The following is a 21,394-nucleotide window of genomic DNA, read 5'->3' as shown; positions in this document are numbered from 1 at the left end:
CCGGCAGCCCGGGACTCAGCAGCCGCGGGTCAGCTCTGTCCACAGCGACAGCTCGGGGGCGGTCCTGAAGTACGTGCCCTTCCCGGGCTCGGGCGTGACGAGGTGCTCGTAGCGCCGGACCAGATCGGCCACGGCGGTCTCGACACGGCTCCCCATCTCCTGGCGCAGCGCCCGGTCCCAGTCGAAGTCGCATGACTCGTCGTGCAGCCGCGCACGCGGTAAGAACCGGCAGGCGGCCCAGTGGATCAGCTCCGGGGCGTAGGTGATGAGCCTGCCGTGGCCCTGCCGTCGGCTCTTGGGGATCCTCTGCAGCGCGTCCCGCGCCGCCCCGTACGCCTCGACGGCGCGCAGGACGCCCAGCGGGGTCATGCGGGCGTGGAAGAGGGACCGGTAGGCGGGCGAGCCGATGTCGTCCCAGAGCGACATCAGCCCCTCGGCGCTCGCGGCCCGGTGGGCGAGTTCGGGTCCCGGGCCCGAAAGGCAGGCAAGGGCCCTGGTGACCTCCGGCAGGAGATAGGTTCTGCCCTTCGGGCCTCCCGTCACCCCACGTCGCACGCAGAAGCTCCAGCCCTCCCAGTCGGCGTCCACCAGCCGTCCGATGTCGGGGCACAGGAGCAGGCGGTCCTGAGCGTTCCGGATGTTCCGGTACCGGTCCGCGCACCCGAACAGCCTGCGGGCCCGCTCCCGCTCCGCACCGCAGTAGACCTCCACCTTCAGCAGGGTGCGCGCCAGGTGGTCGGGTCCCAGCTCGTCCAGTACGAGAGCCATGGCCCTGAGCCGCTGATGGCCGTCGATCAGCTCGGTTCCATGGATCCAGACGCGGTCGGCGAACCCCTCCGACCGCGCGGGAACGAGGGTGTCGGCTCCCAGGACGATCCAGCCGGGCAGTCCGAAGTCCTCCGGGCTCTCCCGGGCCCGCTGTTCCAGCGCGAGCGTCTCGGGGGTGTCGTGCAGATAGCCCCGCGCCGTCCGCAGGCGCCGGGCGGAGTCCGCACCCGTCACGAGCCCGACCAGTTCGGCGGCCGGGACCTCGAGCTGGAAGGACCGGGAGAACCGGGACGCGCTCAGCGGGCGCAGAAGGATGCTCGGGCCGCCGCTCGGTGCCGGTGCGTCAGGAAAACCCTCGTTCATGATCTGCTCAACGCCGCCCACGCCAAAGCGTGGCGTGCGCCGGGTCGCCGAAAATGACACACCCCCTCGTCAGCACGTCCGGAGAGGAAGTCTCCGCGGCCGGCCCCGCGCTCCGTGGGTGATGCGACGGCAAACAGCCACGCCTTCTCTGGACGCACGCCCTGCCCCCTGGAAGAAAGCCGCAGGCTCCGCCGGGTTTCGGACCACCGTCCGCAGCAAGGCGAACGACGCCTTTCGGACAACCCTGGACCATCCGGGGGACCCGGGACAACCCGGAGCACCGGACACCGCCTCTCACAGGCCGGACACAGCGTCGCCACAGGTGAGTCGGGGCCGTGCTGTTCGTCCGCGTCCCGTCACGCACTCGGAAGCCGGAAGTACGAGGAATGATGACCAGATCCCAGCAGGGCCGCACCAACCGCCTCACCCGCCCCTCGATCGCCATCGCCGCGGCCGTCGCCATGACGGCGGGTGTCGTTGCCGCCGCGCCCGACGCGACGACCGCGCAGCCGGGGCCGAAGCTCAGCCTGATCGCCGCCTCCGCGTCGGTGACGCTCGACTCGTGGAAGGAGGACCCCGGGGTCTATCTCGATCTCGGGACCTATCTCACCTCGGAGAACGGGGCCTTCGAGCTCAAGGTGACCCGTAAGTCCTACAAGGACCCGGTCGTCGCCGCCCAGATCATCCGGGACGGGAAGAAGACGCTGACCAAGGCGCTCCCCGCGGGGCTGGTGAAGGACTTCTCCGGACTGCCGGACTTCGCGCGGATCAGCGTCATCGACGCGGCGGGGAAGTCGGTGCTGGAGAGGACCGAGGCCTTCTGTCCCAACAACGCGTCCGGGCGGGTGCGGCCCGATGCTCCCGCCAACTCGAAGTATCCGCAGAGCTGTCCGGTCAACCCGTTCACCCTCGGCTCGGTGTGGGGCGTGGAGAACGGGTGGGCGGCCAACACCTACGCCGGGTACTACTCCGACGCGGTCCAGCTGCCGGCCGGGACGTACACCGCCAAGATCTCCGTGACCAAGAAGTACCGCGACCTCTTCGGCATCGCGGACAAGCAGCAGAGCGTCAAGGTGACGGTCCGGGAGCGCAGTTGGGAGGGTGAGGGAGACGGCGAGGAAGTGTCCGCGCCCTCTGCCGGGGCCGCCGCCTCCAAGACCGCCGCCGCGTCCGGGCACGACGCCCACGCCGGGCACGGTGCCGCTCCGGCCGCCGCCTCCGCCCACGCCGGGCACGGCGCCCCTGCCCGTACCGACGCCCCCGCCGCCGCGACGACCGGTGCCGGGGCCACGTTCAACGTCGGTCACGGGCCCTACCCCCCTGCGCCGCCCGCCCTCCCCTGGGCGCTCAAGAGGCAGGCCACCGAGAAGGGCGTCCTCGGCGGGCAGGGGTTCTCCGCCGCGGCGATCGGTGACCGGGCCGGGCAGACCGACGGGTCGCGGCAGGCTCCCGGTGCGCGGCCCAACGCCGAGCGGCCCGCCGGAAAGGCGACCGTGCCCGATGTGCCCAAGCCCGACCTGCGCTCGCTGCCCGCGTACGGCATCACCATCAGCGACGGTGACGAGGACGTGCCCGGCAAGGACTACCTCGCCTTCAGCGCCAACGTGTGGAACGCGGGCCCGGCCAAGCTCGTCGTGGACGGCTTCCGCTCCCCGGGGAAGGAGCTGATGGACGCGTACCAGTACTTCTACGACGCCCAGGGCAAGCAGGTCGGCTACACCCCGACCGGCACCATGGAGTGGGACCCGCGCCCCGGTCACGAGCACTGGCACTTCACGGACTTCGCCAGCTACCGGCTGCTGAAGGCCGACCGGAAGGAGACCGTCCGCAGCGGCAAGGAAGCCTTCTGCCTGGCCAACACCGACGCCGTCGACTACACGGTGAAGAACGCCAACTGGCACCCGGAGAACACCGACCTCTCCACCGCGTGCGGCCAGGAGAACTCGATCTCCGTCCGGGAGGTGCTCGACGTCGGCTCCGGTGACACCTACACCCAGGACCTGCCCGGCCAGTCCTTCGACATCACCGACCTGCCGAACGGCACGTACTACATCCAGGTCCTCGCCAACCCGGAGAACCGGCTCAAGGAGACCGACCTCAGCAACAACAGCGCCCTGCGCAAGGTGGTCCTCGGAGGGAAGAAGGGCGCCCGTACGGTGGCGGTTCCCGCCCATCACCTGGTGGACGCCAACTGATCCGCGGCTCATCGCCTTCTCTGCGCCCCCTGTGATGCCGGCCCCGGGTCCCGCCCCGGGGCCGGCATCACCCGCTCTCCCCCACCGCCCGCCGGTCCGTGATCCGCGCCGTCGCGTCCGCGTCCAGGTGGGCGGTGCCCTCCGGGCCGCTGACCGTGACGCGGACGCGTGGCCCCACCCCGTCGCCGGTGCCCGGGGTGATGTCGATGCGCCAGGTCTCGGGGGTGCGCACGCCCAGGGTCGTGCGGGCCTCGCGGACGAGGGCGGGGAAGAGTTCGTACGGGAGGGTCTGGAGGTGGAACGTCCCGGTGGGCGGGCGCGCGGAGTCGCCGCTCACCGTCATGCGCCGGTCCTCGATGGTGACCTCGGTGACGAATCCGGTCTCCACCCGGCTCTCCAGCTCCATCGCGGTCGCCCGCATCCGCCCGAAGGTGAGCAGGGAGGAGGACGGGCCGGAGACCGTGGTGGAGGTCGTGAACGTGCGGGAGGTTGAGGACGACCGCGAGGGGGAGTCGGGGGGTGTGTCCCCGTCGCTCACCTCCGTGAACAGCGGGCCCCGGAAGAGGAGCACCACCAGCGCCGCGCCCGCCAGGAACGCGAGCAGGGCCAGCAGGCACCACGAGCCCTCGTCCACGTCCGGGTTGCTCACCAGCGTGGAGTCGGGCGCCGAGTCGATCTCCGCCTCCTCGGCCCGGCGGGACCACTCGGGGGTGGGACGGGTGACGATCCGTACGTCCCAGGGCTTGTCCGGGCGGTACTCGACGACCGCGATGCCGCGTGGGCGGTAGGCGGGGAGGTCGACCAGGTTGATGTGCTGGGTGGTCTTCACGCGGTAGGCCGGCCGGGCGTCCTCCGGTTCCGGGGCCACGGTGAGCCTGAACTTGACCGGTACGTCGGCCGATTCGCCGCCGGTCGCCCGGAGGTCCTCGATCCGGGCCAGGGCGAGCCGGCGGACCGGTGGTTCCCCGCCCGCCGGGCGTCGCTTCCCGCCGAGCACCGCGAACAGGATCAGGAGGGCCAGGACCCCGCCCCCGGCGACGAAGACCCGCATGTCCTCCAGGATGACGCCGACCGCGACGGCCGCCAGCGCCGCACCGGTCACGACGGACGTGGCGGTCAGGCGGAGGACCGCCAGGCGTCGGCGCGAGGGTGGGCGGGGAGATGGGTGTACGGCCGGATCTCCGGACGGGCTCCCGGGCACGTCCCCTGCCGGGCTGCCGGGCGAACCGGCCGGAAGTCCGAGTGTATGTCCCTTGGTCGTCGCCTTGTCGGGCTCGTCGTTGCTCGCCGGGCCTCGTTCCCGCCCCTGCCCCGTTGTCCCCATATCCGTGATTGTGACGGTCGGGGGCAGATCGGGGCAGAGGCGGGAACGTAAGAAAAGCGGGGGAGAGGGTGTCAGTCCTCGCCCTCCAGGTTGCCCTCCGTCTCCAGGTACACCTGGCGCAGCGCTTCGAGGACCGCCGGGTCCGGCTTGGCCCACATGCCGCGGGACTCGGCCTCCAGGAGGCGTTCCGCGATGCCGTGCAGGGCCCAGGGGTTGGCCTCCTGGAGGAACTGGCGGTTCTCCGGGTCGAGGACGTACGTCTCGGTGAGCTTGTCGTACATCCAGTCCGCGACCACGCCGGTCGTGGCGTCGTAGCCGAAGAGGTAGTCGACCGTGGCGGCCAGCTCGAACGCGCCCTTGTAGCCGTGGCGGCGCATCGCCTCGATCCACTTCGGGTTGACGACCCGGGCGCGGAAGACGCGGGAGGTCTCCTCGACGAGCGTGCGGGTGCGGACGGTCTCGGGGCGGGTGGAGTCGCCGATGTACGCCTCCGGGGCCTTGCCCTTGAGCGCGCGCACGGTGGCCACCATGCCGCCGTGGTACTGGAAGTAGTCGTCGGAGTCCGCGATGTCGTGTTCGCGCGTGTCGGTGTTCTTCGCGGCGACCTCGATGCGCTTGTAGGCGCTCTCCATCTCCTCGCGGGCCGGGCGGCCGTCGAGTTCGCGGCCGTAGGCGTAACCGCCCCACACCGTGTAGACCTCCGCGAGGTCGGCGTCGGTGCGCCAGTCGCGGGAGTCGATGAGCTGGAGGAGGCCGGCGCCGTACGTGCCGGGGCGCGAGCCGAAGATCCTTGTGGTGGCCCGGCGTTCGTCGCCGTGCTCGGCCAGGTCGGCCTGGGCGTGCGCCCGTACGTAGTTCCGCTCGGCCGGTTCGTCGAGCGAGGCGGCGAGGCGTACGGCGTCGTCGAGCAGCCCGATCGTGTGCGGGAACGCGTCCCGGAAGAAGCCCGAGATGCGGAGCGTGACGTCGATGCGCGGGCGGCCCAACTCCTCGTACGCGATGGGCTCCAGGCCCGTCACACGGCGCGAGGCGTCGTCCCAGACGGGGCGGATGCCGAGCAGCGCGAACGCCTCCGCGATGTCGTCGCCCGCCGTGCGCATCGCGCTCGTACCCCAGAGGGAGAGGCCGACCGAGGTGGGCCAGTCGCCGTTGTCGGTGCGGTAGCGGGTCAGGAGGGAGTCGGCCAGCGCCTGGCCCGTCTCCCAGGCGAGCTTGGAGGGGACCGCCTTGGGGTCGACCGAGTAGAAGTTGCGGCCCGTGGGGAGGACGTTGACCAGGCCGCGGAGCGGGGAGCCGGAGGGGCCCGCCGGGACGAAGCCGCCGTTCAACGCGTGCACGGCGTGGGTGAGTTCGTCGGTCGTCGCCGCCATGCGCGGGACCACCTCGGTGGCCGCGAAGGTCAGGATGTCGGCCACGGCGTCCGGCAGGCCCGCGGCGACCCCGGCCACTGCGGCCGGGTCCCAGTCCGCGTCGTCCATCGCCTGGACCAGGGCGCGCGCCTGCTCCTCGATCGCGTCCGCGTCCGTGCGGGTGGCCGCCGACTCGTCGAGGCCCAGCGCCTCGCGGAGGCCCGGGAGGGATGCCGTACCGCCCCAGATCTGGCGGGCGCGGAGGACGGCGAGCACCAGGTTGACCCGGTCGTTCCCGGCGGGCGGGTTGCCCAGGACGTGCAGGCCGTCGCGGATCTGGACGTCCTTGATCTCGCAGAGCCAGCCGTCCAGATGCATGATGAAGTCGTCGAAGCCCTCGTCCTCCGGGCGGTCCTCCACCCCGAGGTCGTGGTCGAGCTTGGCGGCCTGGATCAGCGTCCAGATCTGCGCGCGGATGGCGGGCAGCTTGGACGGGTCCATCGCCGCGATCTGCGCGTGCTCGTCGAGGAGTTGCTCCAGGCGCGCGATGTCGCCGTAGCTGTCGGCGCGGGCCATCGGCGGAACCAGGTGGTCGATCAGCGTGGCGTGGACGCGGCGCTTCGCCTGCGTACCCTCGCCCGGGTCGTTCACCAGGAACGGGTAGACGAGCGGGAGATCGCCCAGGGCCGCGTCGGGGCCGCAGGCGGCGGAGAGGCCCGCGTTCTTGCCGGGCAGCCACTCCAGGTTGCCGTGCTTGCCCAGGTGGATCATGGCGTCCGCGCCGAAGCCGTTGTCCTCGGCGGAGGCGGCGATCCAGCGGTAGGCGGCCAGGTAGTGGTGGGACGGCGGGAGATCGGGGTCGTGGTAGATCGCGATCGGGTTCTCGCCGAAGCCGCGCGGCGGCTGGATGAGGATGAGCAGGTTCCCGCGCCGCAGGGCCGCGAGGACGATGTCCCCGTCCGGGTTGGCGGACCGGTCCACGAACATCTCACCGGGGGCCGGGCCCCAGTGCTCCTCCACCGACTCCCGCAGCTCCTGCGGGAGTTCGGCGAACCAGCGGCGGTAGTCGGCGGCCGGGATCCGGACCGGGTTCTTCGCCAGCTGCTCCTCGGTCAGCCACTCCTGGTCGTGGCCGCCCGCCTCGATGAGGGCGTAGATCAGCTCGTCGCCGTCGCCGGAGACCAGGCCCGGGATGCCGTCCTCGGGGCCGAAGTCGTATCCCTCGGCCCGCAGCCGGCGCAGCAGGGCCACGGCGCTGGCGGGGGTGTCGAGGCCGACCGCGTTGCCGATGCGGGAGTGCTTGGTCGGGTAGGCGGAGAGGACCAGCGCGATGCGCTTCTCCGCGTTGGGGATGGTGCGCAGCTTCGCGTGGCGTACGGCGATACCGGCGACCCGGGCCGCGCGCTCGGCGTCGGGGACGTACGCCGGGAGTCCGTCCTCGTCGATCTCCTTGAAGGAGAACGGGACCGTGATCAGCCGGCCGTCGAACTCCGGCACCGCGATCTGGGTCGCCGCGTCCAGCGGGGAGACGCCCTCGTCGTTCTCCTCCCACGCGCTGCGCGGGCTGGTGAGGCAGAGCGCCTGGAGGATCGGCACGTCGAGCTGGGTCAGCGCGCCCGCGTCCCACGACTCGTCGTCGCCCCCGGCGGACGCCTCGGCGGGCTTGGTGCCGCCCGCCGCGAGGACGGTGGTCACGATGGCGTCGGCGGCGCGGAGCCGGTCGACGAGGTCGGCCTCCGGGGTGCGGAGGGACGCGACGTACAGCGGGAGCGGGCGGCCCCCGGCGTCCTCGACCGCCGTGCACAGCGCCTCGACGAACGCGGTGTTCCCGCTCATGTGGTGGGCGCGGTAGTAGAGGACGGCGACGGTCGGCGCACCCTCGGGCACCGCACGCGCCTCCCGCTCCAGCGGGCCCCACGCGGGGGCGGGGGCGGGCGGCTCGAAGCCGTGGCCGGTCAGCAGCACGGTGTCGGAGAGGAACCGGCCGAGCTGCTCCAGGTTGGCGGGCCCGCCGTGCGCGAGGTACGCGTGGGCCTCGGCCGCGATCCCGATCGGCACGGTGGAGGCGGCCATCAGCTGCGCGTCCGGAGCCTGTTCACCGGTCAGCACGACGACCGGGCGCCCGGTGGCCAGCACCGCGTCGAGCCCTTCCTGCCACGCCCGTACGCCGCCGAGGAGACGTACGACGACGAGGTCGACGCCGTCCAGCAGCTCCGGCAGGCCGTCGAGGTCGACGCGGGAGGGGTTGGCGTAGCGGTAGCTGACGGGCCCCTCGGAGGCGCGGGCGCTCAGGAGGTCGGTGTCGGACGTCGACAGGAGCAGGATCATGCTGCGTCAGGCCTTCCTCGGGGTGTCCACGCCCCGGGCGGTGTCGGAGGGTCTCCCCGCGCGGTCCGGCGGCTACCGGGCGCTCGGGGAAGGGAGTTCCTGACTCGTCCGGCAGCCGGTGGTGGCGGCGGCCGGACTCACAGTGGCGGGACCGCGCCGGAATCGCACCGGGCTTCCTCCCCTGTCGCCGTCTGGCGATGGCGGCCTGAACGGACCACCTTCTGCATCCTAAGCGGCGGGGGTGGGGGCGGGGCAGGGGGCGGGGGTGCGGTGGTGATCACTGTTTCCGGTGACGGCGACCGGTCCGCCGCCTCCGCCGCCCAGGTCGCGGCCATCGGCCCGCCGCCGGTCCACCGCCCCTGTCCCGCAGACCACCACCGCAGGCCCGCCTTCAGCCCGCCGCCCCTGTCCCGCAGGTCACAGCCTCGGGCCCGCCGCCGGTCCGCCGCCGCCTTCCCGCAAGCCACCGCCGCGGGCCCGCGACCAGTCCGCCGCCACCGACCCGCAGACCACCACCGCGGGCCCGCCTTCAGCCCGCCGCCCCTGTCCCGCAGGTCACAGCCTCGGGCCCGCCGCCGGGAGCGGCCCGGTCGGTATGCTCGCCGCCATGCCCGATTCCGCCCCCTCGCCCGTTTCCGCGGGTGGCGCCTCCCCCCGCGCCGGTGGCGACGCCTGCCCCGGAACGCTGCGGCTGCACCGGGCGGACGACGGGGCGCTGGCCCGCGTACGGATACCCGGCGGCGTCCTGGACCCCGCCCGGGCGGACGCGCTCCTGGTGGCGGCCGAGCGGTTCGGGGACGGTGAGCTGCATCTCACCTCGCGGGGCAACGTCCAGCTGCGCGGCCTCGGTACGGAGTGCGGCGGCGGGCTGGCCGGCCTGCTCACGGACGCCGGGCTGCTGCCCTCGGCCGCGCACGAGCGGGCCCGCAACATCGTGGCGTCGCCGCTGGCGGGGTTGGACGGGTCGCCGTCGCTGGCGGGTTGGCTGGCGGAGCTGGACCGGCTGGTGTGCGGCTCGCCCGCCGCCGCGGCGCTCTCCGGCCGCTTCCTCTTCGCCCTGGACGCGGGCGGCGGTGACGTGGACGCGCTGGGCGCGGACGTGACCCTGATCGCCCGGGGGCCGGACGCCCTGCTGCGGATCGGGGCCGGGGACGAGGTGTTCCGGGTCCCGGCCGACGCGGCCCCGCGCGCCGCGCTCCGGGCCGCCGAGGCGTTCCTCCGCGCCGCCCACGGCGGAGCGGCCGCCCACGCGGCAGCAGCCGCCCCAGGCTCCGGCGCCCTCCAGGACTCCGACTCCCCGGCCTCCGCCGCCTCCCAGGACTCCGGCTCCTCGGTCCCCGCCGCCTCCCGGGCTTCCGGCTCCCCGGCCTCCGCCCCTCAGGCCTCCGCCGCCTGGCGCGTGAGGGACCTGCCCGACGACGTACGGACCGAGCTGGTCCGGTCCATCGGCGCGACGGCGGGCCCGGCCGTCCACCACCCCCGGCCCCGTCCCCGCAAGGCGGCCGCCCCCGCCCCGGGGCCGGTCGGCGCGACGGCCGCGGTGAGCGTCGGCGTACCTCTGGGGCGGCTCACCCCGGCCCAGTGGCGGCTGCTCACGGAGACGGCGAGGAGGTACGGCGGCGAGCTGCGGCTCACCCCGTGGCGCGGGATCGTCGTCCCCGGCCCCTTCCCCCGGCAGGAGGCGGCGGAGGCGCTCCGCGCGCTGGCCGGGGCCGGGCTGATCACCACCGCCGACTCCCCCTGGACCGGCGTCGGCGCCTGCATCGGCCACCCCGGCTGCGCGAAGTCGCTGGCCGACGTACGGGCCGAAGCGGGGGCGGTCGTATCCGGAGAGGGGTCCGCCGCCACGGCCGCCGGGAGGTCCGCCGCCGGGGCCGAAGCGGGGGCCGCCGTCGGGCGGCCCGGGCGGCTCCCTGTGTACTGGTCCGGGTGTGAACGCCGCTGCGGCCACCCCCACGGGGAGTGGATCGACGTGGTCGCCGCACCGGACGGGCACCGGATCTCGCACGTACGGGGTGAGCGGCGGGAGCCGACGACGACCGTACGGAACGACGACCCGGCACGGCTCGCGGCAGCGGTGGCCGAGGCCCGCGCCCTCTGACGCAACACCCGATTCCTCTGACGTATCAGCTGAAGAAAGCGACAGCACTGTGCACCAGTACGAGAAGGACGGACCGGCGATCTACCGCCAGTCCTTCGCCACCATCCGCGCGGAGGCGGATCTCGCCGGGCTGCCCGCCGACGTCAGCCAGGTCGCCGTCCGGATGATCCACGCCTGCGGCATGGTCGACCTCGTGACGGACCTCGCCTTCTCGCCGAACGCCGTGGCCGACGCCCGCGCCGCCCTGCGCGCCGGCGCACCGATCCTCTGCGACGTGGCGATGGTGGCCAGCGGGGTCACCCGCAAGCGGCTCCCGGCGGACAACGACGTGGTGTGCACGCTCTCCGACCCGTCCGTGCCCGGGCTGGCCGCGAAGATGGGGACGACGCGGAGTGCGGCGGCCCTGGAGCTGTGGCGGGACCGGCTGGAGGGTGCCGTGGTCGCGGTCGGCAACGCGCCGACGGCCCTGTTCCGGCTGCTGGAGATGATCGAGGAGGGGGCCCCGCGCCCCGCGGCGGTCATCGGCGTCCCGGTCGGCTTCGTCGGCGCGATGGAGTCCAAGGAGGCCCTGGCCGCGCACCCGTCGGGCCTGGAGCACCTGATCGTCCGGGGCCGGCGCGGCGGCAGCGCGATAGCGGCGGCGGCGCTGAACGCCATCGCGAGCGAGGAAGAGTAGTGATGAGCGAGTCCAGCGGCAGCACGGGCCGTCTCTACGGTGTCGGGCTCGGCCCCGGCGACCCGAACCTGATGACGCTGCGGGCCGTCCAGGCCATCGGCGAGGCGGACGTCATCGCCTACCACAGCGCCCGCCACGGCCGCTCGATCGCGCGCTCCATCGCCGCCGCCCACCTGCGGCCGGACCACATCGAGGAGGCCCTGGTCTACCCCGTCACGACGGAGACCACGGACCACCCGGGCGGCTACCGGGGCGCGTTGGAGGAGTTCTACGAGAAGGCCGCGGCCCGCCTCGCGGCGCACCTGGACGCGGGCCGGACGGTCGCGGTCCTCGCCGAGGGCGACCCGATGTTCTACGGCTCGTACATGCACATGCACAAGCGGCTGGCCGACCGGTACGCCACGGAGGTCATCCCGGGCGTCACGTCGGTGAGCGCGGCGGCGGCCCGCCTGGGCACGCCCCTCGTGGAGGGCGAGGAGATCCTCACGATCCTGCCCGGCACGCTGCCCGAGGAGGAGCTGACGGCCCGTCTCGCGGCCACCGACACGGCGGTGGTGATGAAGCTGGGGCGCACGTTCCCGGCGGTGCGCGGCGCGTTCGAGGCCTCCGGGCGGCTCGCGGAGGCGCGGTACGTGGAGCGGGCGACGATGGCCGGGGAGCGTACGGGCGAACTGGCGGACATCGACCCGGCGTCGGTGCCGTACTTCTCGGTGGCGGTGCTGCCCAGCCGGGTGGACGCGCCGCGCCCCGCGCCTTCGGCCTCCGGCGACGTGGTCGTGGTCGGCACCGGCCCGGCGGGCCCGCTGTGGCTGACCCCCGAGACGCGGGGCGCGCTGGCGGCGGCGGACGCCCTGGTCGGCTACACCACCTATCTGGACCGGGTGCCGGTCCGCCCCGGCCAGGCGCGGCACGGCTCGGACAACAAGGTGGAGTCGGAGCGGGCGGAGTTCGCGCTGGACCTGGCCCGGCGGGGCCACCGCGTGGCGGTCGTCTCGGGCGGCGATCCCGGGGTCTTCGCGATGGCGACGGCGGTGCTGGAGGTGGCGTCGCAGGAGGAGTACGCGGGGGTTCCCGTACGGGTCCTGCCCGGCGTCACCGCGGCCAACGCGGCGGCGGCGCGCGCCGGCGCACCCCTGGGCCACGACTACGCCACGATCTCCCTCTCGGACCGCCTCAAACCGTGGGAGGTCATCGCGGAACGCCTCCGCGCGGCCGCCTCGGCGGACCTGGTGCTGGCGCTGTACAACCCGGGCTCCGCATCCCGTACGTGGCAGGTCGGCAAGGCCCGTGATCTGCTTCTGGAGCACCGCTCTCCGGACACCCCGGTGGTGCTGGCGCGGGACGTGGGCGGCGCGACGGAGTCCGTCCGTACGGTGCGGCTGGCCGATCTCGACCCGGCGGAGGTGGACATGCGGACGCTGCTGATCGTGGGCTCGTCGCAGACGCGTTGGGTACGGCGGGGCGAGTCGGGCGAGTCCGTCGTGTGGACCCCGCGCCGCTACCCGGAGGTGTAGAGGCCCCGTACCCACTCCCCGGCCTCGTCGGGCGTGGCGGCCACCGGCACCCCTTCCGGAACCGGCGGCCGCCGCACCACGACGACGGGAATCCCGGCCTGACGGGCGGCGGTGAGCTTGGGCGCGGTGGCATCGCCTCCGCTGTCCTTGGTGACGAGGACATCGAGGCGGTGGCGGAGGATGAGCTCCCGCTCCCCTTCGAGGCTGAAGGGCCCCCGGTCGAGCAGGACTTCCATCCTCCGGGGGTGGGGCAGCTCCGGCGCGTCGACGGACCGTACGAGGAACCACATCGCATCGAGGCCGGCTCCGGCGAAGGCGGCGAGCCCCATCCGCCCGGTGGTGAGGAAGACCCGCTCACCCAGTGCGGGCAGCAGCTCGGCCGCCTCGGCGAGGGAGGCGACGGAGTGCCAGCGGTCACCGTCCTGGGCGACCCAGCCCGGCCGGCGGAGGGCGAGAAGAGGAACATGGGCCTGCGCGGCGGCCAGGACCGCGTTCCGGCTCATGGTGGCGGCGAAGGGGTGGGTGGCATCGATCACGGCGTCGACGCGGTGCTCACGTACCCACAGCGCAAGTCCGTCGGGCCCCCCGAACCCGCCGACGCGCACGTCACCGGGCGGCAGCCGGGGAGCGGCCACGCGCCCGGCGAGGGAGGTGGTGACGCGCACGCGCGGTTCACCGGCAAGGCGCTCGGCCAGCCGCCGGGCCTCGGTGGTCCCTCCCAGAACAAGAACATGCTTCACGTGCATCATCGGAACGGACTCTTCTCATGAACGACGCTCATGACCGCTGAGGCGCGGGGCGGTCGCAGTGCCCAACTCAAACACACCGGTCTGCGCCCCGGCTGGACGACCGGTGCGTGCGCGACGGCGGCGACGACGGCCGCGTACACGGCGCTGCTGACCGGCGACTTCCCGGACCCGGTGAGCATCACGCTGCCGAGGGGCCAGGCACCGGCGTTCGCGCTGGCGGTGGAGGAGCTGGGGCCGGACCGGGCGTGCGCCGGGGTGGTGAAGGACGCGGGGGACGACCCGGACGTGACGCACGGGGCGCTGGTGAGGGCGACGGTACGGAGGCTGCCGCCGGGCTCCGGCGTGGTGTTCCGGGCGGGCTCCGGCGTCGGTACGGTCACCCTCCCCGGCCTGCCGCTGGACGTCGGGGAGCCCGCGGTGAACCCGGTGCCGCGCCGGTTGATGCGTGAGCACGTGGAGCGGGTGGCGGCGGAGCACGGGGAGCCGGGCGACGTGGAGATCACCGTCTCGGTCGACCACGGCGAGGAGATCGCCCGCTCGACGTGGAACGGCCGCCTCGGCATCCTGGGCGGCCTGTCGATCCTGGGAACGACGGGGGTGGTGGTCCCGTACTCCTGCTCGGCCTGGATCGACTCGATCCGCCGGGGCGTGGACGTGGCACGGGCGGCGGGCCTGACCCATGTGGCGGGCTGCACGGGCTCGACCTCGGAGCGCACCGTCCGCGCGGAGTACGACCTGCCGGACATCGCGCTGCTGGACATGGGCGACTTCGCGGGCGCGGTCCTGAAGTACGTACGCCGCCACCCGGTCGACCGCCTCACGATCTGCGGCGGCTTCGCCAAGCTCTCCAAACTGGCCGCGGGCCACCTGGACCTCCACTCGGCCCGCTCCCAGGTCGACAAGGCCTTCCTGGCCGACCTGGCCCGCCTGGGCGGCGCGACGGAGGAGCTGGCGTCCCGGATCACCACGGCCAACACGGGTCTGGAGGCCCTGCGGCTCTGCGAGGCGGCCGGGGTGCGCCTGGGCGACCTGGTGGCGGCGCGAGCCCGGGACGAGGCGCTGTCCGTGCTGCGGGGCGCCCCGGTGGGGGTGGACGTGATCTGCGTCGACCGGGCGGGGATGGTGGTGGGAAGGGGGTGAAGCCCTGGCCCACCAGGTCTCCGCACCTCGCCGGCCGGTCGCTCCGTGGCCTGCGAGGAAGCGTTCTCCGATGCTTCGAAGGACCAAGGCTGTGTCAGCCGCACGGTCTACGCTGCAGCACGACAGCCCACCCCGACGGCCTCCACCCCTTCGCCGGACCCCAGCTCCTCCACACCGGCCTGAACAACGCCACCGCCCCTGGCACGAGATCAGCAACGCCGACCCCGGCCCATGGCCCCGGCGCCTCGCGACCGCCACCACCTGGCTCGCCCAGCGCAGGGCTCGCCGAACGGCAACCCGGCCGGTGCTCCTGCGGACTTGGCACCTGTTCGTACTCGGCCGGCCACGCACGCCGCCGGCAGCTATCGGTGTCAGACGCCAGGACCGGGTGCGCAAAGTGTGATGAATGGGACATGGGCGTAGCGTTTACAGGGCGAAAAGTTCGGACGCACCAAGCCGGGGCGCCTCGCGACCACGGCTGGCTGGTCCACTTCGCCGTCCAGGCCTGTCGAGCACACCCCGCGGTTGTCGGAAGGACTCGTAATGAGCACGATCACCACCGCTGACGGCACGACCATCTTCTACAAGGACTGGGGTCCGCGTGAGGGTCGTCCGATCGTCTTCCACCACGGCTGGCCACTGAGCGCGGACGACTGGGACGCGCAGATGCTGTTCTTCCTCGCCGAGGGGTACCGCGTCATCGCGCACGACCGGCGGGGGCACGGGCGCTCCGACCAGAGCGCGGACGGCCACGAGATGGACACCTACGCGGCGGACGTCGCATCGCTGACGGACGCCCTCGATCTTCAGGGCGCCGTCCACATCGGGCACTCCACGGGCGGCGGTGAGGTCGCCCGCTACGTGGCCCGGGCCAAGCCGGGACGGGTCTCCAAGGCGGTGCTGGTCGGTGCGGTCCCGCCGGTCATGGTGAAGAAGGACTCCAATCCCGGCGGCACTCCCCTGGAGGTCTTCGACGGATTCCGCACCGCACTGGCGGCGAACCGGGCGCAGTTCTACATCGAGGTGGCCTCGGGGCCCTTCTACGGCTTCAACCGTCCGGGAGCCGAGGTGTCCCAGGGCCTCATCGACCGGTGGTGCTGGCAGGGCATGATGGGCGCCGCGAACGCCCACTACGAGTGCATCAAGGCGTTCTCGGAAACCGACTTCACCGAGGACCTCAAGAAGATCGACGTCCCCGTCCTCGTGGCTCACGGCGACGACGACCAGGTCGTCCCCTTCGACGACTCGGCGCCGCTGTCCGCGGAGCTCCTGCCGAACAGCACGCTCAAGGTCTACGAGGGGTACCCGCACGGGATGCTCTCGACGCACCCAGAGGTCCTCAACCCGGACATCCTCGCCTTCCTGAAGGCCTGACACGGAGCTGGAAAGGCAGCCCCAGGGAGGGGCCGCTACCGGAGCGGGCCCGGCCCGTCAGCACCCACCCCGCTCCCGCCCCACCGCATACAAGTGGCTGTCCCGGAACTGCTCCGCCCCCAGCGTCCGCCCCACCATGATGACCGCCGTCCTGATCACGCCCGCCGCCTTCACCTGCCCGGCGATCGAGTCCAGCGTGCCCCGCAGCACGATCTCGTCCGGGCGGGACGCCATCGCGACCACCGCGGCCGGGCAGTCGGCCCCGTAGTGCGGCAGCAGCTCCTCCACCACCCGGTCCACGTAGCGGGCCGCCAGGTGGAGGACGATCAGGGCACCGCTGCGGCCCAGGGTGGCCAGGTCCTCGCCGGGGGGCATGGCGGTGGCGCGCTGGGCGACGCGGGTCAGGATCACCGTCTGGCCGACCGTGGGGACCGTCAGCTCGCGCTTCAGGGAGGCGGCCGCAGCGGCGAAGGCGGGGACGCCGGGGACGATCTCGTACGGGATCCCCGCCTCGTCCAGGCGCTTCATCTGCTCGTTCACCGCGCTGAAGACCGACGGGTCCCCCGAGTGCAGCCGCGCCACGTCGTGGCCGTCCGCGTGGGCCCGGGCCAGCTCGGCGGTGATCTGCTCGATGTCCAGGTTCGCCGTGTCGACCAGGCGGGCGCCCTCCGGGCACTCGGCCAGCAGCTCGACCGGGACCAGGCTGCCCGCGTACAGGCAGACCGGGCTGGCGGCGAGCAGCCGGGCGCCGCGCACCGTGATCAGGTCGGCGGCGCCGGGGCCCGCGCCGATGAAGTACACGGTCATGGTCTCTCTCCAATGTGCGAACGTGCTTCCGAGGCCGGGGGTTTGCGCACCGACCACTGCGTCACCGGCATCGCCTGCCGCCAGCCCGTGAACCCGCCCACCGGGACCGCGTGCGCCACCGCCAGCCGGGTCAGCTCCCCGCCGTACACGCGGTACCGCTCCCCCAGCAGCGCCTCCGACTCCAGCGTCACCGTGTTCGCCACCAGCCGGCCCCCCGGCCGCAGCGCCTCCCAGCACGCGTCCAGCAGCCCCGGGGCCGTCAGACCGCCGCCGATGAACACCGCGTCGGGCAGGTCGAGTCCGGCCAGGGCGGCGGGGGCCGGTCCGGTGACGACGTGCAGGCCCGGGACTCCCAGGCGGTCCGCGTTCCGCGTGATCCGCTCCGCCCGCACCGGGTCCCGCTCCACGCTCACCGCACGGCAGGTGCGGTGCGCACGCATCCACTCGATCGCGATCGATCCCGAGCCGCCGCCCACGTCCCACAGCAGCTCCCCGGGCGCGGGCGCCAGGGTCGCGAGCGTGGCCGCCCGGATGTGGCGCTTGGTGAGCTGGCCGTCGTGTTCGTACGCCTCGTCCGGCAGGCCCGGGACCGTGCCCAGCCGCAGCGCGTCCGCCGCCGCCCGGCACTCGACCGCGATGACGTTCAGGCGGTCGCCGGGGGCGTGCGCCCAGCTCTCGGCGGTGCCGTCCGCGTACGCCTCCGCCTCACCGCCCAGCTGCTCCAGCACCCGCATCCGGCTCGGGCCGAAGCCGTGGGAGGTCAGGAGGGCCGCCACCGTGGCGGGCGTCGTCGCGTCCGCGCTCAGGACCAGCAGCCTGCGGCCCTCGTGGAGGGAGAGCGCGAGCCGCGCCGCCGGGCGGCCCACCAGCGTCACGACCTCCGTGTCCTCCAGGGGCCAGCCCAGCCGCGCGCAGGCGTACGACACCGAGGACGGGTGCGGCAGCACGCGCAGCGCCCCCGCCGCCACCCCCTCCGGCCCCAGCTCCTCCGCGAGCGCGCGCCCGATCCCGTAGAACATCGGGTCCCCGCTCGCCGGCACCGCGATCCGGCGCTTCCCGTGCTCGGCCAGCAGCCGGGGCACGGCGGGGCGCAGCGGCGAGGGCCACGCCACCCGCACGCCCGCGCACTCCGGCGGGAGCAGGTCCAGCTGGCGCGCCCCGCCGATCAGCACCTCCGCCTCCCGCAGCGCCTCGCGCGCCCCGGCGGACAGGCCCGCCCAGCCGTCCGCCCCGATCCCCACGACGGAGACCGGGTGCGTCGGCGGAACGGAGGCGGGACGGGCGGTGGACACAGGCGGACGACCTCGATCGCGGGGGGCCGGCGGGCAGGCGCGGGCGGACACATGGGCAGGCTCAACGTTGCCGCACTTTACTGAACGTGCTGCTCCGGGCCCTCCAGCGGGTGAATCAGGGGCGGATCCGCGGGTGAATCCGGAGGGGAATCGCGCGTCGTGTCGAGAATCCCCTCCCCGCACCGACGTCCCCTGTGTCAGCGGAGGAGAAAGAGTGATGGAGGCGACGGTCATGAAGTATCTGGTGATGGTCCAGGGCACCCAGGCCGACTACGACGCGCAGTCCGGCAAGGGGTCCCCGGGCAGCCCCGTCTGGGACGAGAAGGCCATGCGGGAGATGTTCGCCTACATGGGCGGCATCAACGACGACCTCGCGGAGACGGGCGAGCTGGTGACCGGGTACGGGCTCCGGGAGCCCGCGCAGGGGCGGGCCGTCAGCGTCGACGCCGAGGGGCGTCCGGTGGTCTCGGACGGGCCGTACGGGGAGACGAAGGAGCTGCTCGCCGGGTTCTGGATCCTCGACTGCGAGAGCCTGGAGCGGGTGACCGAGATCGCCGCCCGCGTGGCGCGCTGTCCGCAGCCCGCCGGGGCGCCCGAGTACCCGGTGCTCATCCGTACCGTCGACGGCGGCATCGACGACTGACCGCACGGAGATAACCGACCTCACGGAGACGACTGACCGCACGGAACAGGGAGACGGATGGACCGGAGTGACGGAGCGTCCGCATCGATCGAGGACCTGCTGCGCCTGCACGCGCCGCAGGTCCTCGGCGCGCTCGTCCGCCGTTACGGCCACTTCGACCCGGCCGAGGACGCCGTCCAGGAGGCCCTGATCGCCGCCGCCGGACAGTGGCCGGAGGAGGGCGTGCCCGGCAATCCGCGCGGCTGGCTGATCCGGGTCGCCTCCCGCCGCCTCACCGACCGGCTCCGCAGTGACGAGGCCCGCCGCCGGCGCGAGGCGACCGCGGCCGCCCTGACCCCGGCCGACGCGTTCGTCACCCCGCCGCCGGGAGAAGGCCTCGCCGGACCGGGCGGCCGGGCGCCCTCCGAGGACGACACCCTCACCCTCCTCTTCCTCTGCTGCCACCCCGCCCTCTCCCCCGCCGCCCAGATCGCGCTCACCCTGCGGGCGGTCGGCGGGCTCACCACGGCGGAGATCGCCCGCGCCCATCTGGTCGGGGAGGCGACGATGGCGCAGCGGATCAGCCGGGCCAAGCGGGCGGTGCGGGGCGCGGAGTTCCGGGCCCCGGAGCCCGAGGACCGGGACCGGCGGCTCGCGGCCGTCCTCCAGGTCCTCTACCTGGTCTTCAACGAGGGGTACACCGCCACCGCGGGCCCCGAGCTCCACCGCACCGACCTGGCCCGCGAGGCGATCCGGCTCACCCGTGCCGTACGCCGGCTCCTCCCGCACGAGGGGCGCGTGACCGGGTTGCTGGCGCTCATGGTCCTCACGGAGGCGCGCACCCCGGCGCGCACCGGCCCCCACGGTGAGCTGATCCCCCTCGACGAGCAGGACCGCTCCCTCTGGGACCGTACGGCCATCGCGGAAGGCACCGCCCTCGCCGAGGAGGCGCTCACCCAGGGGCCCGCCGGTGACTACCAGCTCCAGGCCGCCATCGCCGCCCTGCACGACGAGGCCGGGCGGGCCGAGGACACCGACTGGCCGCAGATCCTCGCCCTGTACGACCTCCTCGTCCGCCGCACCCCCGACCCGGCCGCCGCGCTGGGGCGGGCGGTGGCCGTCGCCATGGTGCACGGGCCGCGCGCCGGACTGGCGGAGGCCGACGCGCTGGCGGCGGACCTGCCCGGGGAGGGCCGCTACCGGCTCGACGCCGTACGCGCCCATCTCCTCGAGCGAGCCGGGGAGTCGCGGGCAGCCCGGACCGCCTACCTCGCCGCCGCCGAGCACACCCTCAGCCGGCCCGAGGCCCGGTACCTCCGCGACCGCGCGGACCGGATCGACAGCTGACTGCCCTCTCCCGCAGGGCCGTTCACTCCCGCCGCCCGAAGAACTCCACCTCCGCCACCGCCGTCCGCCGGTCCTCCCCGGACCCGTACGCCGCGTCGACCGTGATCCGCGCCCGGACCGTCCCCGACCCCCGTACGTCGAAGGTCTGCTGGCCCGCCTGGTCGCGCAGCCGCAGCGTCCGGCTGCTCTTCTCCCCGTCCCGCGAGGTCAGTTCGACGGTGATCCGGGCCGGGCGGCCCTGCGTGAGGAACTCGTCCTTGCGCGCCGACGTCCCCGAGAACACCACGATCTTCATCATCCGCACCGGCTGCGCGAAGTCCGCCTCCAGATACTCCCCGACGCCGTCCCCGGCCTTCTCCGGTGCCCAGTAGCGGTTGTTGAACCCGTCGAACGCGGCGGCCGCCGGGTGCTCCCCCGCCTCGCTGGACGCGCGGTACGCGGCGGGCGGCAGCGACTCCGGCGTGCCCGTCTCCTCCCTGGCCAAGCCCAGCAGTCCCGACAGGTGCGGCAGCGCGAACCAGACCCCCACCGCCAGCAGGACCAGCACCACCGGCAGCCCGACCCTCGGCCGCCGCCACCCGCGCCGGGGCCGCGACCCCGCCGTGTGCCCCCTCCGGGACCGCGACCGCCCCCCGCCCAGCAGGCGCCGCCACCACGACGGGCGGGCGGCCGGGGCCGGACCGGGGTCCAGGACGAGCGCGCAGCGGATGCAGAGGGTGCGGTCGGGGGCGTTCTCCGTACGGCAGTTGGGACAGACGCGTGGTGCGCCGAGGGGGCGGGGGTCCGTCGCGCCCGCCGAGGGTGCCGGTGGCCGCCGCCCTCCGTCCGGCCAGGCGTCGGGGCCGGGCGCCGGACCGGGCGGCTCCTCCCCTGGGCGGCGGGGGGCGGCGGTGCCGGAGGCCGGGGGCGGTTGCGGGGACGGTTGCGGGGGCTGTTGGGGCTGTTGGGAAGGTGACGATGGTACGGAGGTGGGTGCGGCAGGCGGTACGGGCGGGGTGACGGGTCCGAGCCCAGGCGGCGTCACGGGCGCGGGAGCAGGCGGCGTCGCGGCCGGGCGCGGGGGCGCGGGCGGGGTGACGGGAGGGGGCGCGGGGGTTAGGGGAACGAGCGCGGGCGCACCCGGGGACGGGGATGCGGACGGGGGTACGGGAGCGGGCCCCGAGCCCGAAGCGTGCCCAGGAACGGAACCTGAAGCGGAACCTGGAGCAGAAGCAGAAGCAGAAGCAGAAGCGGAACCGGAGCCCGAAGCCGGGCCCGTCGAAGGCCCGGACCCAGGCGCCCCAGAAGCAGAGGCCGGCCCAGGCGGCGCACCCGCACCCTGCCCCGCACCCGGCCCATGACCCTGCCCCGGCCCCGGCCCCGGCGAGGCGTCGGGCCCCTCCTCCTCCCACCCCAGAAACGCCTCGCAGGCCGCGCAGAACTCCCGCCCCCGCGCGTTCCGGTGC

The 21,394-nt window shown here is 74.1% G+C and carries 15 protein-coding genes and 1 riboswitch; of the genes, 8 read left to right on the top strand and 7 right to left on the bottom strand.

Going from position 1 to position 21,394, the window contains the following annotated elements:
* Positions 1–15: 15 nt before the first annotated feature.
* Positions 16–1,131: a hypothetical protein gene (locus ACQ9ZG_RS17500; RefSeq protein WP_109914191.1), complete on the bottom strand. Its 1,116-nt coding sequence runs from the start codon at positions 1,129–1,131 to the stop codon at positions 16–18.
* Between the two features lie 386 nt (positions 1,132–1,517).
* Between ACQ9ZG_RS17500 and ACQ9ZG_RS17495 the strand changes: the two genes are divergently transcribed.
* Entirely contained in the window at positions 1,518–3,326 is a 1,809-nt protein-coding gene (locus ACQ9ZG_RS17495) for a lysyl oxidase family protein (protein WP_499280807.1), read from the top strand.
* Positions 3,327–3,393: 67 nt separating this feature from the next.
* Here ACQ9ZG_RS17495 and ACQ9ZG_RS17490 read toward each other — a convergent pair whose 3' ends face one another.
* Together ACQ9ZG_RS17490 and cobN are read right to left on the bottom strand one after the other, a co-directional pair.
* Positions 3,394–4,428, bottom strand: coding sequence for a hypothetical protein (locus tag ACQ9ZG_RS17490; RefSeq protein ID WP_109915920.1), 1,035 nt, complete (start codon positions 4,426–4,428; stop codon positions 3,394–3,396).
* Positions 4,429–4,721: 293 nt separating this feature from the next.
* Positions 4,722–8,327, bottom strand: coding sequence for a cobaltochelatase subunit CobN (gene cobN, locus ACQ9ZG_RS17485; RefSeq protein ID WP_109915918.1), 3,606 nt, complete (start codon positions 8,325–8,327; stop codon positions 4,722–4,724).
* Between the two features lie 93 nt (positions 8,328–8,420).
* Positions 8,421–8,506: riboswitch (cobalamin riboswitch) on the bottom strand.
* Positions 8,507–8,922: 416 nt separating this feature from the next.
* Between cobN and ACQ9ZG_RS17480 the strand changes: the two genes are divergently transcribed.
* Genes ACQ9ZG_RS17480 through ACQ9ZG_RS17470 form a run of 3 tightly spaced genes read left to right on the top strand, consistent with a single transcriptional unit; the run spans position 8,923 to position 12,618 of the window.
* Positions 8,923–10,428 (top strand): ferredoxin-like domain-containing protein, encoded by a 1,506-nt coding sequence (locus ACQ9ZG_RS17480; RefSeq protein ID WP_499280805.1) that lies wholly within the window; start codon positions 8,923–8,925, stop codon positions 10,426–10,428.
* 49 nt (positions 10,429–10,477) lie between these two features.
* Positions 10,478–11,104, top strand: a complete 627-nt coding sequence (locus tag ACQ9ZG_RS17475) for a precorrin-8X methylmutase (RefSeq protein WP_028420125.1) — start codon at positions 10,478–10,480, stop codon at positions 11,102–11,104.
* Positions 11,105–11,106: 2 nt separating this feature from the next.
* Positions 11,107–12,618, top strand: coding sequence for a precorrin-2 C(20)-methyltransferase (locus tag ACQ9ZG_RS17470; protein WP_499280803.1), 1,512 nt, complete (start codon positions 11,107–11,109; stop codon positions 12,616–12,618).
* Here ACQ9ZG_RS17470 and ACQ9ZG_RS17465 read toward each other — a convergent pair.
* The gene (locus tag ACQ9ZG_RS17465) at positions 12,603–13,367 is read right to left on the bottom strand and encodes a cobalt-precorrin-6A reductase (RefSeq protein WP_109916222.1); all 765 of its coding nucleotides are present in this window, start codon (positions 13,365–13,367) and stop codon (positions 12,603–12,605) included. The two genes, ACQ9ZG_RS17470 and ACQ9ZG_RS17465, sit on opposite strands and share 16 nt — an antisense overlap.
* A 30-nt stretch (positions 13,368–13,397) precedes the next feature.
* On the opposite strand from ACQ9ZG_RS17465, the gene ACQ9ZG_RS17460 reads away from it, so the two are divergent.
* Positions 13,398–14,507, top strand: coding sequence for a cobalt-precorrin-5B (C(1))-methyltransferase (locus ACQ9ZG_RS17460; RefSeq protein ID WP_109916223.1), 1,110 nt, complete (start codon positions 13,398–13,400; stop codon positions 14,505–14,507).
* A 543-nt stretch (positions 14,508–15,050) separates the two neighbouring features.
* Positions 15,051–15,881 carry an alpha/beta fold hydrolase gene (locus ACQ9ZG_RS17455; RefSeq protein WP_109916224.1) on the top strand — a complete coding sequence of 277 codons (831 nt, stop codon included), beginning with the start codon at positions 15,051–15,053 and terminating at the stop codon, positions 15,879–15,881.
* A 57-nt stretch (positions 15,882–15,938) separates the two neighbouring features.
* Here the strand turns inward: ACQ9ZG_RS17455 and cobM are convergent, their stop codons facing one another.
* Together cobM and cbiE are read right to left on the bottom strand one after the other, a co-directional pair.
* Positions 15,939–16,688, bottom strand: a complete 750-nt coding sequence (gene cobM / locus ACQ9ZG_RS17450) for a precorrin-4 C(11)-methyltransferase (RefSeq protein WP_109916225.1) — start codon at positions 16,686–16,688, stop codon at positions 15,939–15,941.
* Positions 16,685–17,980: a precorrin-6y C5,15-methyltransferase (decarboxylating) subunit CbiE gene (gene cbiE, locus ACQ9ZG_RS17445; RefSeq protein ID WP_499280801.1), complete on the bottom strand. Its 1,296-nt coding sequence runs from the start codon at positions 17,978–17,980 to the stop codon at positions 16,685–16,687. The genes cobM and cbiE overlap by 4 nt, the downstream gene beginning before the upstream one ends.
* Positions 17,981–18,212: 232 nt before the next feature.
* On the opposite strand from cbiE, the gene ACQ9ZG_RS17440 reads away from it, so the two are divergent.
* Positions 18,213–18,623, top strand: a complete 411-nt coding sequence (locus tag ACQ9ZG_RS17440) for a YciI family protein (RefSeq protein WP_109914663.1) — start codon at positions 18,213–18,215, stop codon at positions 18,621–18,623.
* Between the two features lie 57 nt (positions 18,624–18,680).
* Positions 18,681–19,949 carry an RNA polymerase sigma factor gene (locus ACQ9ZG_RS17435; RefSeq protein ID WP_499280799.1) on the top strand — a complete coding sequence of 423 codons (1,269 nt, stop codon included), beginning with the start codon at positions 18,681–18,683 and terminating at the stop codon, positions 19,947–19,949.
* Positions 19,950–19,971: 22 nt separating this feature from the next.
* Here the strand turns inward: ACQ9ZG_RS17435 and ACQ9ZG_RS17430 are convergent, their stop codons facing one another.
* Positions 19,972–20,499 (bottom strand): discoidin domain-containing protein, encoded by a 528-nt coding sequence (locus tag ACQ9ZG_RS17430; protein ID WP_109914880.1) that lies wholly within the window; start codon positions 20,497–20,499, stop codon positions 19,972–19,974.
* Positions 20,500–21,394: the final 895 nt, after the last annotated feature.

This window comes from Streptomyces araujoniae (assembly GCF_050871195.1).
In the GTDB taxonomy this organism is placed as follows: Bacteria; Actinomycetota; Actinomycetes; order Streptomycetales; family Streptomycetaceae; genus Streptomyces; species Streptomyces bacillaris.
The sequence above is the reverse complement of the archived record's forward strand: the minus strand, read 5'-3'. Positions and strand labels throughout refer to the sequence as shown.